Source organism: Mesorhizobium sp. W016 (assembly GCF_054719485.1).
In genome coordinates this window covers 1086999-1101980 of the sequence record NZ_JBTTIF010000002.1, presented here as the reverse complement: position 1 = coordinate 1101980, position 14982 = coordinate 1086999, and the positions used below count along the sequence as shown (strand labels likewise).

The following is a 14982-nucleotide window of genomic DNA, read 5'->3' as shown; positions in this document are numbered from 1 at the left end:
ACGGGGCGGGGGTAGCGCCCTACAAGGACCCCCACCCCGATCCGCTACGCGGATCGACCCTCCCCACAAGGGGAAGGGTGGACGCCTACTGCCGTTTGTACTCCCGGACCGGCGACTTGGTGCCGTCGGTGTAGGTGACCTGCACCGCCATCGATGTCACGTTGTCGGCGACCTTGAAGTAAGGCTGGTAGTCATAAGGAATGGCGTAGGGGTCCTTCTTGTCGCAAGGCGGCAGCTTGATCTCCTTGTCGAGCGCCGTGCCGTTCAGGCTGTAGCGCACCTCCTTGATGCCGCAGCGGAATGACAGCATCTGGGAGAAATAGACCAGGCCGTGATTGCCGCTGGCGTCGAAGGCGATCCACGACGTCCAGAACTGGTCGAGGATCTGTTTGTTGCCCTGTTGCAGCGCCGCGTCCGGGTCGAAACTTATGTCGAACGGCCCGGTCTCGCGGCCCCTGAGATCGAGATACTTGACCCCGATGGTGGTGGCCGTGGTGCTGTCGGGCAATTCGAAGCTCGGATTGGGCATCGGCTTGCCGGTGCGCTGGTCGTTCATCGCCATCAGCCCGGTGTCGGTGAACGGACCTGACACACCCATGCGCCAGGAAATGCCGGTCGCGGCCTCGGGCAGCGAGATGGAGATCATCCAGCCGGCATTGGAGCGCATCGGCGTCAGCGTCGGGGCAAAGCGTGCTGGGTCGAGCACGTCGCCAAGCGCCGTCAGGCGGGTACGGCTGCGGTCGAGCCAGTCGGCGAGCTGCGTCTGGTCGACGAAATATTTGAGCAGCCCGCCTTCCTTTTCATAGGAGACGAACCTGGTCAGCGCCTCGGCCTCGCTGCGCTTGTCGGACAGCGACTGGACGCCGAGGCGATCCTCGGAAAACTCCTGCGCGAGCAGGTAATAGGCCGGTGCGAAATCCGGATTGGCGGCGATGAAGGCGTTGAGCTTGTCGAGACGCTGGGCATCGTCGAACTGCAGGATATGGACCAGCTTGATCGACAGCGCCTTGGCCTTGTCGGCCAGGGCGCCGAACACTTCGCGGGCGCCGGCCTTGCCGTCCTGCACGCGCAGCAGGGTGGCGAAGCGTGTGTAGGGATCGACGGCGTCGACGTCGAAACCGGCGAAAGCGAGATAGGAGCGCCGCGCATTCAGCATGTCGCCGGAAAGCTCGTAGACGCGGGCATTGTGATAGAATTCGTCCGGCCGCTTCGGCTCGGCGATCGTCCCGCCCTGCGCGGCCAATGCGGCAAAGCCCTTGGCGATGGTGTCGATCGAGGCGGCGATCTGCTCGGTGGTCGCCTGAAGCTTATCCGCCTGCTCGGCCTGTTTCTGCTGGCCGGCAGCGAGCGTTTCGGTCGTCTGCTTGACCGCCTCTACCGACTTTTGCGTCTGCGCGCCCTGCTCAGCCTGCTGCTGCTGGGTCGACGCAATTTCCTCGGTCTTCTTCGCCACCGCGTCGGTCGATTGCTTGACCTGGTCGACCGCCAGCTTCGTCTCGGTTACCGTTTGCTCGATCCTGGCCACCCTGGCCGAGACGATGCCCATCTGCTGCTGCAACTGGGCGATGGCCGGCACCAGGCCGGCGATCACACCGTTCTGCGAATTGGACTGCTGCTGCAGGCCATAGACGCCGCCGGCGACGGCGGCAGCGCTGGTGGCAAAGATCAGCGCCGGCAGCGCCTTGGCGGCCAGCACCAGCCGCAGAACGATGGCAATGGCGATGACGGCGGCGGCAACCGAAGCGACCAGCGCGATATAGGCGGCGAACGGCGCCAGCGGATTGAGGATGTCGGATGCGGCGCCGCCGATGAAAGCGACGCTGCCGGCCCATTTGCCGGTGCGGCTGAGCGAAGCCCTGATAAGAGATGGCGCAGCCGCGCCGATGTCACCGGTCATTGTCAAATCCCCCAAGCAATTGCCGCCTCTATAGCAGCACCGCGACCCCGCAGGCAAAACAGGACAGGAAGCAGGCGATTTCGGGAGGTTGCCGTTTCAGCGCCGATGGTTGGCGAAGCCGAAGCGACATCTGATCTCCCCCCTTGCGGGGGAGATTGGCAGCGTCATCGGCAGCTCCGCCGTTAACCAAATGGACGAACAAAATGGGTTAGGCTAGGTTCCGGCCCTCTCAGCAACGCCGGACTTGACTTGCCAAATTTCCATTTCCCCTCCCCCGCCCAGAAATTTCTCGCAGCCCTCCTGCTGCTTGTCTTCGTGGCCGGCTGCAGCACCACCGCACCGCCCGACAGCGTGCTGGCGGTGCCGGCGCCGCAGGAGAAATATGCGGCCATCGTCGTCGATGCCGGCAGTGGCAAGACGCTGTTCGAAGTCAGTTCGAGGGCGCAACGCTATCCGGCGTCGCTGACCAAGATGATGACGCTGTACCTGCTGTTCGAGGCGCTGGAGTCCGGCCGCGTCTCGAAGGAAACGCAGATTCCGGTCTCCGACAATGCCGCCCGGCAGCCGCCGACCAAATTGCGCTTCAAGCGCGGCGAGAGCATCGATGTCGATTCGGCGATCCGGGCGATCGTGGTCAAGTCGGCCAATGACGTGGCGGTGGCGGTGGGCGAATATCTCGGCGGCTCGGAGGACCAGTTCGCCGCCATGATGACGTCCAAGGCGCGCCAGATCGGCATGAGCAGCACCGTCTTCCGCAATGCCTCCGGCCTGCCCGACGATGGCCAGCACACATCGGCGCGCGACATGGCGACGCTGGGGATGGCGCTGCGCGCCCGCTTCCCGCAGCAGTTCCACTATTTCTCCGAAAGCGACTTCATGTTCCGCGGCCGGCTGGTGCGCGGCCACAACGACATGCTCGGCCGGGTGCGCGGCGTCGACGGCATCAAGACCGGCTATATCAGGGCATCCGGCTACAATATCGTCACGTCCTACAATGCCGACGGCCGGCATCTGATCGTGGTGGTGATGGGCGCCGACAGCGCTAGGCAGCGCAACGACCATGTCGAAGCGCTGATCCAGCGCAGTCTGTCGCCCGCCATGGCCGATACGAAGACGCGGCTGATGTTTGCGGGAGATCAGCCGGCCGCGTCGCGCGGCCTGCCGCCGCCTGGTTTGCCGGCGCAGGGGTCGCAGTTGCCTGGTTTACCGCCGCAATAGAACCCGTCGTTGGGTGGAGGAACTCTGAAACGCCGGCGGGACAGCACCCCCCTCTGGCCTGCCGGCCATCTCCCCCTCAAGTGGGGAGATTAGCAGCTTCGGCGTCTCGCCTCTTTTTCGTGTTTGGCGAAGCCATGGCGACATCTGATCTCCCCCCTTGAGGGGGAGATGTCCGGCAGGACAGAGGGGGGTCGTGAAGGATCGCTGCCTCATCTTAACTCTGCAGCAGGCGCGACCTCCGTCGGCAACAGCACTTCGGCGGTCTGGTTGCCGAGCAGCAGGCGAGCGAGGCCCCGGGGGGCTGCGCTGCCACAGGCAATTGCAGCAGGCATTCATCACAAGCATGCACAAGCCCCCAATCTTCACCGCCACAGTGGCTATGCCGCCTCGCCTTGGCGTATCGTGGGCGCGACAGCAGGAGCCGGCATCATGAGCCCAAAACCATCCGAACAGGCCGACAATGAAAACGACAGCGGCGGCGAGTATTTCGAGGCGCCGCCCGCCCACGACGCCGAACTGGTTGCCGACGAGGCGCTGGAAGCGCCCGATGTGCCGGACTCCGAACCCCATGGCCGCCTGAAGCCGAAGCGAAAACCGTCGGCGATATCAGGTAGAAAGTTTCGCAAGCGTGACCTGGTGCGCATCGACGACCTCAGGCCGAGCCTGGCCGACCGCATCCGCTCCGATCATCCCGACCTGCCGCGCGGCGCCCGCATCAGCCGGGAGGAGCTCGGCCGTTACCGCATGCGCTACATGGAGGAGCTGCTGCAGCAGGAGCATGGCGAATTCTCCGAGCTCGACCGCCAGGTGGTCGAATTGATCGCCAGGCAGGACACGATTTCGGAAAACTCGGAAGAGGAGTTCGAGGAGCACCGCTCGTTCGCCGACCGCGTCTCCGACAACATGGCGGCTTTCGGCGGCAGCTGGTGGTTCCTGATCTCGTTCGGCAGCGTGCTTGCGGTGTGGATCGGCATCAATTTGATCGCGGGCGTGAGCAGCGCCTTCGACCCCTACCCCTTCATCCTGCTCAACCTGCTGCTCTCCTGTATCGCCGCCATCCAGGCGCCGATCATCATGATGAGCCAGAGACGGACGGAGGCCAAGGACCGCCTGCGCTCGTTCAACGACTACCGGGTGAACCTGAAAGCCGAGCTGGAAGTGCGCCATTTGCACGAAAAGCTCGACTATCTGATCTCGCGCCAATGGACGCGGCTGGCCGAAATGCAGCAGATGCAGCTGGATGCGATGCACGAACTGACCGGCGCGAAGAAGGCGAAGCGGGCGCCGCGCAGGGTGCGCAGGCGGGTGGCGAAGGTGGAGGTGGCGGGGTGAGTCCCGGGCTGAGGCTGCAAGGCGGACGCGAAGTTGCCGAGCCGCGCGACGTGGCTTCGAAAATATCGCCACGCCAATTGCCCGTTGAAGCCCGCGCCGGCTTCCGCTAAGAAGCCGTGGCTGGCCGGCCTATCGGCTGGTTCGTTTTCAGGTTCCCTGAAGGCACCCGTAGCTCAGCTGGATAGAGCGCTGCCCTCCGAAGGCAGAGGTCACAGGTTCGAATCCTGTCGGGTGCGCCAGCTTACCGAGGGTCCATTCCGGACACATAGGTTACGGTTTATATCGGAGACATGGGTAACACTTTTGGCCCGAAGGGGTTTTGGAGTGGTTCGAGCCTGCATGTCTCATCATCGAAGTAGCCCAAATCATAATCCATGAAGGAAGCCAGCCAGATATGGTCCTCGACCTGTTTGATGCCGACGGTCTGGCCGGCAAAGACGAGGCTGAGGTTGATCTTCTTGCGATTGTAGCAGATGCGGCCGCAGGTGGTGACGGTGACGGCCTTGTCGTGAAACGGATAATCGAGATCCGGCAGGCCGGCAATAGATGCGCGGTGACGGCGTGTAGCGCTCGGCTGGACAGGCCATGTCGAGCGCCTGATGTGGGCGTTCTGAGTTGAACTCATTGATGAAGTCATCGAACCTGGCCTGCTGCTGCAGGAAATTGGCGCCAGCCGGTTTGGTGGTTTCCTTCTTGAGAGTCAGGTGCATGCGCTCATGGCGCCCGTTCTGCTGCGGACAGCCCGGCTGGATGCGCTCGATGTCGATGCCCAGGCGCAGCCACCAGACCGACAGTTTGCTGAGATTGAACAGCGCGTTTGGGCTGGCAAAGGGAACGCCGTTGTCGGTCCTGATGGCGCTGGGCAGGCCGAACTCTTTGAAAACGCTCTCGAACACCGTGAAGGCATAGGCTTCCTTGGTAGTCGACAACGCCTCGCAGGCGATGAGATAGCGGCTGGCGAAGTCGGTGATCGTCAGCGGGTAGCAATAGCGCCGATCGGCGAGCATGAACTCGCCTTTGTAGTCGGCACACCACAGATCGTTGGGCCGATAGCCGTTTGAAAGTGGTGTTCCCATCGCCCTGTTGCGCCTTCGCTTGCGGCGCTCGACCAGGCCATGGCGGTCGAGAACCGCATGCACCGTCGAGATCGCAGGCCGGTGAACGTCAGGATACAGCCGGGCCAACCGTTCGCGTATCTTTGGCGCACCCCAGGTCGGCTTGTCTTGCTTGAGGCGCACAATCAGCTTCTCGATTTGAAACGGAAGCTGATTGGCGTGGCGGTAGGGTCGGCGTGATCGATCCGTCAGCCCCTCAAGGCCACTGTCATTGTAGCGTGTGAGGATCTTGTAGCCGGTCTTGCGCGAGATATCGAACTCACGGCAAAGCACCGCCATCTTCTCGCCGTCCAGCAGCCGGGCAATGAACTTCAGCCGCTCTTCCATGACGTTACACTCCTTCCAAGGCACCTTGCTCTCCTTGCAAAGGGCCGAAAGTGTAACCCATGTCTCCGGAATGAACTGTCACCCATCTCTCGGGAAGGGCAGATGCATTACAATAGCTTGGATAACCCTAAAGAGCGTCGCGCTGAACGGATTCATGCGACCGCTTGAAGTCTTTGTTTAATGCATGTCGTTGTCCCACAACCTCGGCACTTCTGGGCGACATGCATGAGTGCCCGGGTCTAGGCACGGGCGATCAGTCGATATTCGGTGTTATTGGCGCGTCGATTACCACTTCCGCCCGTTCAGTCAGACGCTATGCTGCTGACCGTGACACCAAGGCGCGCGTTCCGTTCGTGATGAAGCAAAGTCAACACCGCTTGCATGAGCGGATGACCATTCGCGGCCACCTCGAACCCGCGTCCTTCCTGCCCTGGATCATGCGCCATGCGGCCAAGCTCGGTCTCGCGCACCACATCGCTCATGCAAGCACCGATCGCATCGAACTCGATATTGCCGGTGCGGCGGAACTGATCGACATGATGGAGATGGGATGTTCGCTTGGGCCCATTGAAGTCTGGGTCGAGACGATCGACCGCGCGCCTGTCGAGCAAAAAAACATATAGCTTTGCGTGTGGTTACCCTCCGTTTGCACTTAATTTAATCAATATTGCAATTGCGAAATAATTATGCATACGTCAGCCGCATCGAGCGGTTCGCCAACTCCTTGCGCCGGCATCTCTCTGGTCGGGAAACAGTAGTATCAGTACGGAAAGTAAGGTCATGCTGTCCGACAAGACGGACACCTGGGTGCCGGTCGCCCTTTCCCAGGATCTGCCAACAGGACAGGTAATGCCGGGGCGGACGCCCGCCGGTCCCATTGCCCTCTGGCGAAGCCAATCGGGGCGCTTGGCGGCATCGGCGGATCGCTGTCCGCATCGCGGCATGCGCCTCTCCCATGGCTTCGTGCGCGGCGAGGCGCTCTCCTGCATCTATCACGGCTGGACCTATTCGCAGGCCGGTCAGTGCCTGCGCATTCCTGCCCATCCCAGCCTCACGCCGCCGGAGACGATTCGCGTTGCGACCCGGTTGGTCGAAGAGGCGGGCGGGATCATCTGGGTCGCTGATGGAGAGCCTGACGGCAAGCCACCCCTTTTTGAGGGTTACGTCCCGCTCCGTTCATTGACGGCCCGCGCCGGATGTTCGGCACTCTCGGTCGCTGCCGGTACGAAGGCCACCGTTGAAGGATACGTCTGGCAGGCGCCCGGCGCGCCGGCAATCCGCCTGCTGCCTATCCCGCAGGAAGCCGGCGAGACGCTGATCCACGTCCTTGTTCCAGCCGATTGCGATGCGTCCGAGCGCATCGCCGCCTCGCGAGCCGCCGAGAGCCTTCGGCGCATGGCCGAAGGGATCGAGGCGAAAGGGGCTGTGCCATGATCGACGATGCGATGCGCGACGAATGGTATCCGGTCGGGCTTTTCAGCCGGCTCGACCGCTATGGGCGCGAGACCACCCTGATGGACGAGCCGATCAAGGTTGCGCTCGACGCCAATGGCGCGACTAAAGTGACAGGCGAAAACGGGCGCGTGCTGCCGGTTTCGGTGCGCTATGGCCATATCTGGTCGTCGCTCGGCGAACCGAAGAAACCGGTCTTCCCGATTCCCGAGGCAGACCAGCCCGGGCGCCGCTTCGTCGATGTCGGCGTGGTGCGGGTGCGCTGCTCGCCGCTCCGCGCCGTCGAGAACTTCCTCGACATCGCACACTTCCCCTTCGTCCATACCGACATCCTCGGCTCGGAGCCGCATACCGAGGTCGAAAACTACAAGGTCGAGATCCGCGAGGAGGAGGACGAGGTCTGGGCGACCCAGGTGAAGTTCTACCAGCCGCAGGCGGCGAAATCCGCGAGCGGAGGTATCACGACGGAATACATGTACCGCGTGCCGGCTCCGACCTGCTCAGTCCTCTACAAGACCTGCCCGCCGCGCCCGGGCGAATGGGATGTCATTACGCTATTCGTCCAGCCGCTTGCCGAAGATCTCTGCGACGTCTGGCCATGGATGGCGCTTTTCGATGACGAGACGCCACAGACCGACCTCATCCATTTCCAGCAGACGATTTTCCTGCAGGACCGCTCGATCCTCGAAAACCAGATCCCGCGTCTTCTGCCGCTCGATCCCGGCATGGAAATCCCCACGCGCGCCGACCTGACCTCGGTCGCCTATCGCCGCTGGCTGAAGCGCCACAATTATACCTACGGCGCGCAATTGGTGGCACAGTGAAGCTTTACGACTACATCCTCTCCCCAAGTTGCTACAAGGTGCGCCTGATGGCGACGCTGTCAGGTGTGAAGCTCGAAATCCGCCCGGTCGACTTCCATCCCGGCGCCGAGCATCGTGGCCCCGAGCTTATGGCGCTTAATCCGGGAGGCTCCATCCCGATCCTTGAAGACGGCGACCTGATCCTGACCGAGTCTTCCGCCATGCTTGGCTATCTCGCCGCGAAGGCAGCACCGGCCTGGCTCGGCAGCGGCGCCCCCGAGGAGACGGCGCGCATCCAGCAATGGCTTTCCTTCTCGCACAGGCTGACCGCCAACCTCGGCGGCGCGCGCCTGCATGAGATGCTGCTGCGCCCCGGTGACATCGGTGCGCTTCAGGCCAATGGCATAGCGGCACTACGTGAGCTGGAAGCCGGCCTCTTCGAACAAAAAATGCGTGGCGACCGGTTTCTCGCTTCCGACCGGCCGACGATTGCCGACATTGCTTGCTTTCCCTATGTCGCGCTCGCGCCCGACGGCGGCGTTTCCCTCGATTCGTATCCCACGATCCGGCTCTGGTCGCGAGCGCTCCGCAGCCTCGACAATTTCATCGAGATGCCCGGTATCCACCGGCTGCACGAGTTGAAGCCCGAACCGCGACCCATGCTGGACGAGGCGTGAGGTGACCGGCTATCTCCTGAAGAATTGCGCAGCGGTCATCACCGACGAGGGCAGGGGTCCGAGCGTCCGGCGCAATGTCGATGTGCTGACGAATGGCCCGCAGATCGAGGCAATCGGGCAAGGCCTGCACAGAAGCGAGTTGCCGGCCGGTACTATCGTGCAGGACGCCGACGGCTGGTTCGTCTATCCCGGCCTCGTCAACACGCACCATCACTTCTTTCAGTGCTTTGTGCGCAACCGTGCCGAACTCGACTGGACGAAGCTGTCGGTCATCGAATGGCTCGACCGGATCTATCCGATCTTCTCCCGGCTCAACGAGGATTGTTTCTACCACGCCTCGATCACGGCGATGGCAGAGATGATAAAGCACGGTTGCACGACGGCCTTCGACCACCAGTACAATTTTCCGCGCCATGCCGGAAAACGGCTCATCGACCGGCAGTTCGAAGCGGCCGATCTTCTCGGCATGCGTTTCCATGCCGGCCGCGGCGGCAACACGCTGCCAAAATCGGAAGGCTCGACCATTCCAGACGAGATGCTGGAGACCACGGACGAATTCATTGCCGACTGCGCACGCCTCATCGACACTTATCACGACACCAGTCCCTTCAGCATGCGTCAGGTCGTGGTCGCTCCCTGCCAGCCGGTCAACTGCTACCGCGAGACCTTCGTGGAATTGGTTTCGCTGGCGCGTGATCGCGGGGTGCGGATGCACACCCATGTCGGCGAGGGCGAAAGCCCGATCATCGAGGCCCGCCATGGCATGCGTACGGTGGACTATCTCGAGGACCTCGGATTTGCCGGCCGAGACACTTTCTATGCCCATTGCTGGGAGCTGACGCATGACGAACTGCGGCTGATGGCGGCGAGCGGCACCGGTGTCTCGCATTGCCCGGAGCCGGTCTATCTGGTGGGTGCGGAGGTGACTGATATTCCCGCCATGTCCGCCTTTGGCCTGCGCGTCGGTCTCGGCTGCGACGGTGCTGCCTCGAACGACAACTCCAACCTCATGCACTGCATCCATTCCGCCTACATGCTGCAATGCCTGGCGGCCTCGACGCGCGCTCATCCCGTGCCTGCGCCGGTCGATTTCCTCGGCTATGCGACAACGGGCGGGGCCGCGCTTCTGGGCCGCAATGACATCGGCCGACTGTCGCCCGGCATGGGCGCCGACCTCTTCGCGATCGACACGCGCCGCATGGATTATGTCGGCACGCGCCACGATCCATTGAGCCTGATCGCCAAGGTCGGTATCGGCATGCCCACCGACATGACCATGATCAACGGCCGCATCGTCTGGGAGAAGGGTGCGTTTACCGGGCTGAACGAGGCCCGGCTTGCTGCGGACGCGGAAGCCGCCTTTGCCGCGGTGGAATTCTAACAACTTAAGACAGGGGAACTGACATGCTGAACTATCTGACCCGCAGAACTCTGATGAAGGGCCTTGCCGCGACAGGGCTTGCCGGCGCGCTTGGCAGCCGTCCCGCCTTTGCGGCCGACGAGCCGCTCGGTATCACGCTCGTGCTCCCGTCGCCGGTCGGCGATGTCGGCTGGGGCCATGCGCTCGCCGCCGGCCTCGAGCCGGTCAAGGCCGCATACGGCGACAAGGTGAAGATCACCGTCATCGAGAACATCGCCGAAGGGCCGGACGCCGACCGGATCATGAACAAGACCGTCGCCGACGGTAACAAGTTCCTGATCGCCGGCTCATTCGGCTACCAGAATGGTGCATTACAGATCGCCCGCCGCGATCCTGCGGTCACCGTGCTGCATGCCTCCGGCTTCCAGACCGCGCCGAATTTCTCGCCCTTCGCGGCGAAGTATTTCCAGGGCACTTACCTGCTCGGCATAGCCGCCGCAGCTCTTTCCAAGACCGGCAAGGTCGGCTCCGTCTCGGCCTTCGCCATTCCGGAGCTGATCACCTCGATCAACGCATTTACGCTCGGCGCACAGACCGTAAATCCCGATATCGAGGTATCGGTCGTCTGGGTGAACTCCTGGTTCGACCCGGCCAAGGAACAGGAAGCCGCCAAGGCGCTGATGGCACAGAACTGCGACGTGATCTTCTCGAACGCGCAGGACACACCCTCCGTGATCTCGGCCTGCGAGGAGGCTGGCGTCTACGCGTTCAACCTCAATTCGTCGATGAAGAAATATGCACCGAAGAAATATCTCGGCTGCATCGCGACGGACTGGTCGCCCTTCTTCAAGGCTTCCGTGGATGCCCATCTCGCCGGAACTTTCAAGGGCGCCAACACCTTCCTCGGCGTCGCCGAAAAGGTGGTGGAGGTCGTGGACTGGAACTCAGATATCCCAGCCGACACGATGACGAAGATCAAGGAAGTGGCGGCGAAGATCGCCGACGGCAGCTTCTCGCCCTTCACAGGTCCAATCACCAAGGCCGACGGCAGCGAAGCCGCCGCCGCCGGTGCGACGATAGCGGATCCCGAGATCGTCGCGATGGACTGGCACGTCAAGGGTGTCACCACACCACTGCCGAAGTAAGTCATGACCCCGCCCCTTCTGTCGCTCCGCGGCATCTCGAAGAGCTACGGCCAGATCCGGGCCAACCAAGCCATCGATCTGGACGTGGCGCCCCAATCGATCCATGCGATCCTCGGGGAGAATGGGGCGGGCAAATCGACGCTGATGAAGCTCATCTATGGCGTTGAACAGCCGGACGAAGGCACCGTCGTCTGGAACGGAGAGCATCTGCGCCTTGCCTCGCCGGCTGAGGCACGGCGCAGGGGCATCGGCATGGTCTTTCAGCATTTCTCGCTGTTCGAGACGCTGACTGTCGTCGAGAACATCCAGCTCGTCGTCCCCGGCGGCAAGGCGGAGCTGGCCGGGCGCATCCGCAGCCTCGGCCAGGATTTCGGCCTTGAAGTAGATCCTCTCGCCGATGTGCACGCGCTCTCGGTCGGCGAACGGCAGCGGGTGGAGATCATCCGCTGCCTGATGACGGACCCGAAGCTGCTCATTCTCGACGAGCCGACCTCGGTCTTGCCGCCGCAGGCGGTGAAGAAGCTGTTCGACACGCTCAGGCGCCTTCGCGACCGCGGCGTGTCCATCCTGTTCATCTCCCACAAACTGGAGGAAATTCGCACGATCTGTGACCAGGCGACGGTCTTGCGTGGAGGGCGCGTTATCGGCACCGTCGACCCGCGCGACTATGATGCGCACGACCTCGCCCGGATGATGATCGGCCGCGACATGCCCGAGGTGATGCCCGCGTTGGCCATGCCCGAGGGGGAGAAGCGGCTGGAAATAATCGACATGGACTACACGCCGGACGACCCCTTTGCCACGCCGCTCTCCGGCATCAGCCTCACGGTACGATCAGGCGAGATCCTTGGCATAGCCGGAATATCGGGCAATGGCCAAGGCGAGCTTGCCGCGCTCATCTCGGGCGAAGCGATGCTGCTGAAGGAACAACGCGACCGGATCTACATGATGGGCCGCGACGTAGGCACACTCGATGCGGCCGCGCGCAGGAGATTTGGCTTCGCCTTCGTGCCCGAAGACCGGCTGGGACGCGGCGCGGTCCCTGAAATGTCGCTCGTGCTCAACACCGTTCTTACCGCCCATCCTTTCGATCTCGTGAGGCGCGGCCTCATCAACAGCGCCGGAGCGACGGCTTTCACCAGCGAATGCATCCGTCGGTACGACGTCCGCGCCTCCGGCCCGGATGCCGAAGCGGGCTCGCTGTCCGGCGGCAACTTGCAGAAATTCATCGTCGGTCGCGAGATGATGCTGTCGCCAAAACTGCTTTTCGTGGCGCAGCCGACCTGGGGTGTAGACATTGGCGCTGCATCCGCCATCAGAAGGCGGCTCATCGCGTTGCGCAACCTGGGCGTGGCGATCCTCGTAATTTCCGAGGAACTCGAGGAACTTTTCGAACTCTGCGATTTCATCCAGGTGCTCCATCATGGAATGCTGAGTCCGCCTCTGGTCACGCGGGACACGCGCCCCGAAGACATCGGCAGATACATGATCGGAGCACATGCCTCGCCAGAGAAGGTTCCTGCATGAGCGTTTGGGCCGCGCCGTTCCTCCCCGCGCTCGTCCGCCGGGAGCATGCCTCGCTCGTCGCGGCCATGCTGGCCCCGGCTGTCGCGCTTGGCATGGCGATCATCCTCAATCTGGGCCTTTATGTGCTGATAGGCCGAGATCCGGCGGCCGTCCTGTACGCGATGCTTCTCGAGCCGTTCCTCTCCTGGGCATCGTTTGCGGAGGTGCTGCTGAAGGCGGGGCCCCTTCTCCTCATTGCTCAGGGGCTGGCGATCGGTTTCCGCGCAAAAGTGTTCAACATCGGCGCGGAGGGCCAGTTTATCCTGGGCGCTATTTTCGCCTCGGCGATCCCCGTCTGGTTTCCGCAGGCGACCGGGCAGTGGATCTGGCCGCTGATGCTGCTTCTCGGTGCCCTCGGCGGTGCACTTTGGGCATCTATCACCGCCTTCTGGCGCGTCAGGCTCAATGCGAACGAGATCCTGGTCTCCTTGATGCTGAGCCTCGTTGCGGCGCAAGTCCTCAACTACCTGCTGCTCGGCCCATGGAAGGACCCGGCCGGCTTCAATTTCCCACAATCCGTCATGTTTCAGAACGACGCGATGGTGCCGACCCTGATCACCGGTACCCGCGTCAACGTCTCGCTGCTCATCACACTTGCGCTCTCGCTGGTGGCCTGGGTTTTCATGCAGCGAAGCTTCATGGGGTATAAGCTCAAGGTCGGCGGCCTTGCCCCGCGCGCGGCCGGTTACGCCGGCTTCAGCGAAGGGCGTGCGATTTGGCTATCGCTTCTGATCGGTGGCATGGCGGCGGGACTGGCAGGCGCGGCGGAAGTCGCGGGTCCGCTCGGCCAGCTGCAGCGCTCGATCTCGACCGGCTACGGTTATGCGGCCATCATTGTCGCCTATCTCGGCGGCTTGCATCCAGTCGGCATCATCTTTTCCGCGCTCTTCATGGCTGTCCTCTATATCGGCGGCGACAATGCGATGGTGTCGGCAAACCTGCCGATCGCCGCCGTCCGCGTCTTCCAAGGCAGCTTGCTGCTCGCCTATCTCGGCGCTGTGGCCTTCGTGCGCTACCGCATCGAGTGGCGCCGCCCCCATCACCTGAGCCAGCCATGAACGCCGTCGAGTTCATTATTTCGGGCATGCTCGCAGCGGCAACCCCCTTTCTCCTTGCCGCACTCGGCGAGTTGGTGGTCGAGCGCGCCGGTGTTCTTAACCTCGGCGTAGAGGGCCTGATGGCCCTCGGCGCGGTGCTCGCGTTCATCGTCGTCTACCACGGCGGTGGACACCTGCTGGGGTTCGTTGCCGCCGGCCTCGGTAGCGCCGTCCTGTCCCTCGTCTTTGCAGTGCTGGCACTCGGATTCCGGGCAAACCAGGTCGCGACAGGCCTTGCGATCGGCATTCTCGGCCAAGGCCTTTCGGCGCTGTTCGGCAAAAGCTACGAGAGCTTGACGGTGAAGGGGCTCCCGAAACTTGCCTTTCCCGGCCTCTCGGAAATCCCGGTAGTCGGCAGGCTGTTTGTCCAGGACATCGTCGTATGGCTTTCCCTTGCCGTGACGTTTGCGATCTGGGCGATGTTTGCCTATACGAGAGTCGGCCTTGTCGTGAGGGCAATCGGCGAGAATCCCAAGGCAGCCCATGCCATCGGCTATCCGGTCATCGCTATCCGTATCGCGGCCATAGCTTTTGGTGGCATGATGGCGGGTTTTGCCGGCGCCTATGCGGCGGCGGTGTACACGCCCCTTTGGGCGGACGGTATGATTGCCGGACGTGGCTGGATCGCGATCGCACTCGTTGTCTTTGGTACGTGGCTCGCTGGCCGCATCTTCCTGGGTGCCTGCCTCTTCGGTGCGGTTTCGCTGATGAGCCTCGCCGCCCAGGCGACCGGTCTGGACTTGCCATCGCAACTGCTTTCCAGCCTTCCCTATCTCGTTACGATCGTCGTGCTCGGTGTCATCTCGGCGGACCGCCGCTTGCTCAGGCTGAACGGTGTCGCCTCGCTTGGCGAACCCTTCGAACGTTAGCCGGGATTAAAGTGGATTTGCGAAACTCGGCGTAAGTTGAAGAGATTCGAAACGCCAGCGGACGATCGGCATCCGATCCAAAGGGCAGAAACGCCAAACGGGGCGAAGGTATGCCCGCAAGGGT

Annotated in this window: 12 protein-coding genes, 1 tRNA gene and 1 pseudogene; 12 read left to right on the top strand and 2 right to left on the bottom strand. The window is 62.7% G+C overall.

The annotated features are described in order from the left end of the window. Positions 1–85: 85 nt before the first annotated feature. Entirely contained in the window at positions 86–1897 is a 1812-nt protein-coding gene (locus tag ACYG9V_RS05870; RefSeq protein WP_352764792.1) for a methyl-accepting chemotaxis protein, read from the bottom strand. A gap of 249 nt (positions 1898–2146) precedes the next feature. Between ACYG9V_RS05870 and ACYG9V_RS05865 the strand changes: the two genes are divergently transcribed. The 3 genes from ACYG9V_RS05865 to ACYG9V_RS05855 all read left to right on the top strand — a co-directional run bounded on the left by ACYG9V_RS05865 (position 2147) and on the right by ACYG9V_RS05855 (position 4686). Then, positions 2147–3115: a D-alanyl-D-alanine carboxypeptidase family protein gene (locus ACYG9V_RS05865; RefSeq protein WP_352764791.1), complete on the top strand. Its 969-nt coding sequence runs from the start codon at positions 2147–2149 to the stop codon at positions 3113–3115. 429 nt (positions 3116–3544) lie between these two features. Next, positions 3545–4447: a DUF1003 domain-containing protein gene (locus ACYG9V_RS05860; protein ID WP_460221922.1), complete on the top strand. Its 903-nt coding sequence runs from the start codon at positions 3545–3547 to the stop codon at positions 4445–4447. A 162-nt stretch (positions 4448–4609) separates the two neighbouring features. Next, a tRNA-Arg gene (locus ACYG9V_RS05855) sits at positions 4610–4686 on the top strand. A gap of 38 nt (positions 4687–4724) precedes the next feature. On the opposite strand, the pseudogene ACYG9V_RS05850 reads toward ACYG9V_RS05855, so the two are convergent. Continuing rightward, positions 4725–5913, bottom strand: a pseudogene (locus ACYG9V_RS05850) (helix-turn-helix domain-containing protein). Between the two features lie 332 nt (positions 5914–6245). On the opposite strand from ACYG9V_RS05850, the gene ACYG9V_RS05845 reads away from it, so the two are divergent. The 9 genes from ACYG9V_RS05845 to ACYG9V_RS05805 all read left to right on the top strand — a co-directional run bounded on the left by ACYG9V_RS05845 (position 6246) and on the right by ACYG9V_RS05805 (position 14858). Beyond that, positions 6246–6512, top strand: coding sequence for an acylphosphatase (locus ACYG9V_RS05845; protein WP_023689148.1), 267 nt, complete (start codon positions 6246–6248; stop codon positions 6510–6512). Positions 6513–6669: 157 nt separating this feature from the next. Continuing rightward, complete coding sequence (locus ACYG9V_RS05840) at positions 6670–7323, top strand: Rieske 2Fe-2S domain-containing protein (protein WP_352765576.1); 654 nt, start codon at positions 6670–6672, stop codon at positions 7321–7323. Next, entirely contained in the window at positions 7320–8165 is an 846-nt protein-coding gene (locus ACYG9V_RS05835) for an aromatic ring-hydroxylating dioxygenase subunit alpha (protein WP_352740145.1), read from the top strand. The genes ACYG9V_RS05840 and ACYG9V_RS05835 overlap by 4 nt, the downstream gene beginning before the upstream one ends. Then, entirely contained in the window at positions 8162–8821 is a 660-nt protein-coding gene (locus ACYG9V_RS05830) for a glutathione S-transferase family protein (protein ID WP_023689145.1), read from the top strand. The genes ACYG9V_RS05835 and ACYG9V_RS05830 overlap by 4 nt, the downstream gene beginning before the upstream one ends. A gap of 1 nt (position 8822) precedes the next feature. Continuing rightward, positions 8823–10202, top strand: coding sequence for an amidohydrolase (locus ACYG9V_RS05825; RefSeq protein WP_460221921.1), 1380 nt, complete (start codon positions 8823–8825; stop codon positions 10200–10202). Between the two features lie 26 nt (positions 10203–10228). After that, a complete protein-coding gene (locus ACYG9V_RS05820; RefSeq protein WP_196814159.1) occupies positions 10229–11326 on the top strand; it encodes a BMP family ABC transporter substrate-binding protein in 1098 nt (365 codons plus the stop codon). 3 nt (positions 11327–11329) lie between these two features. Then, on the top strand, positions 11330–12853 hold the full coding sequence (locus ACYG9V_RS05815; RefSeq protein ID WP_023739727.1) for an ABC transporter ATP-binding protein: 1524 nt from the start codon (positions 11330–11332) through the stop codon (positions 12851–12853). Next, on the top strand, positions 12850–13950 hold the full coding sequence (locus tag ACYG9V_RS05810) for an ABC transporter permease (protein WP_023734808.1): 1101 nt from the start codon (positions 12850–12852) through the stop codon (positions 13948–13950). The genes ACYG9V_RS05815 and ACYG9V_RS05810 overlap by 4 nt, the downstream gene beginning before the upstream one ends. Continuing rightward, positions 13947–14858 (top strand): ABC transporter permease, encoded by a 912-nt coding sequence (locus ACYG9V_RS05805; RefSeq protein WP_023700481.1) that lies wholly within the window; start codon positions 13947–13949, stop codon positions 14856–14858. Before ACYG9V_RS05810 ends, ACYG9V_RS05805 begins: the two co-directional genes overlap by 4 nt. Positions 14859–14982: the final 124 nt, after the last annotated feature.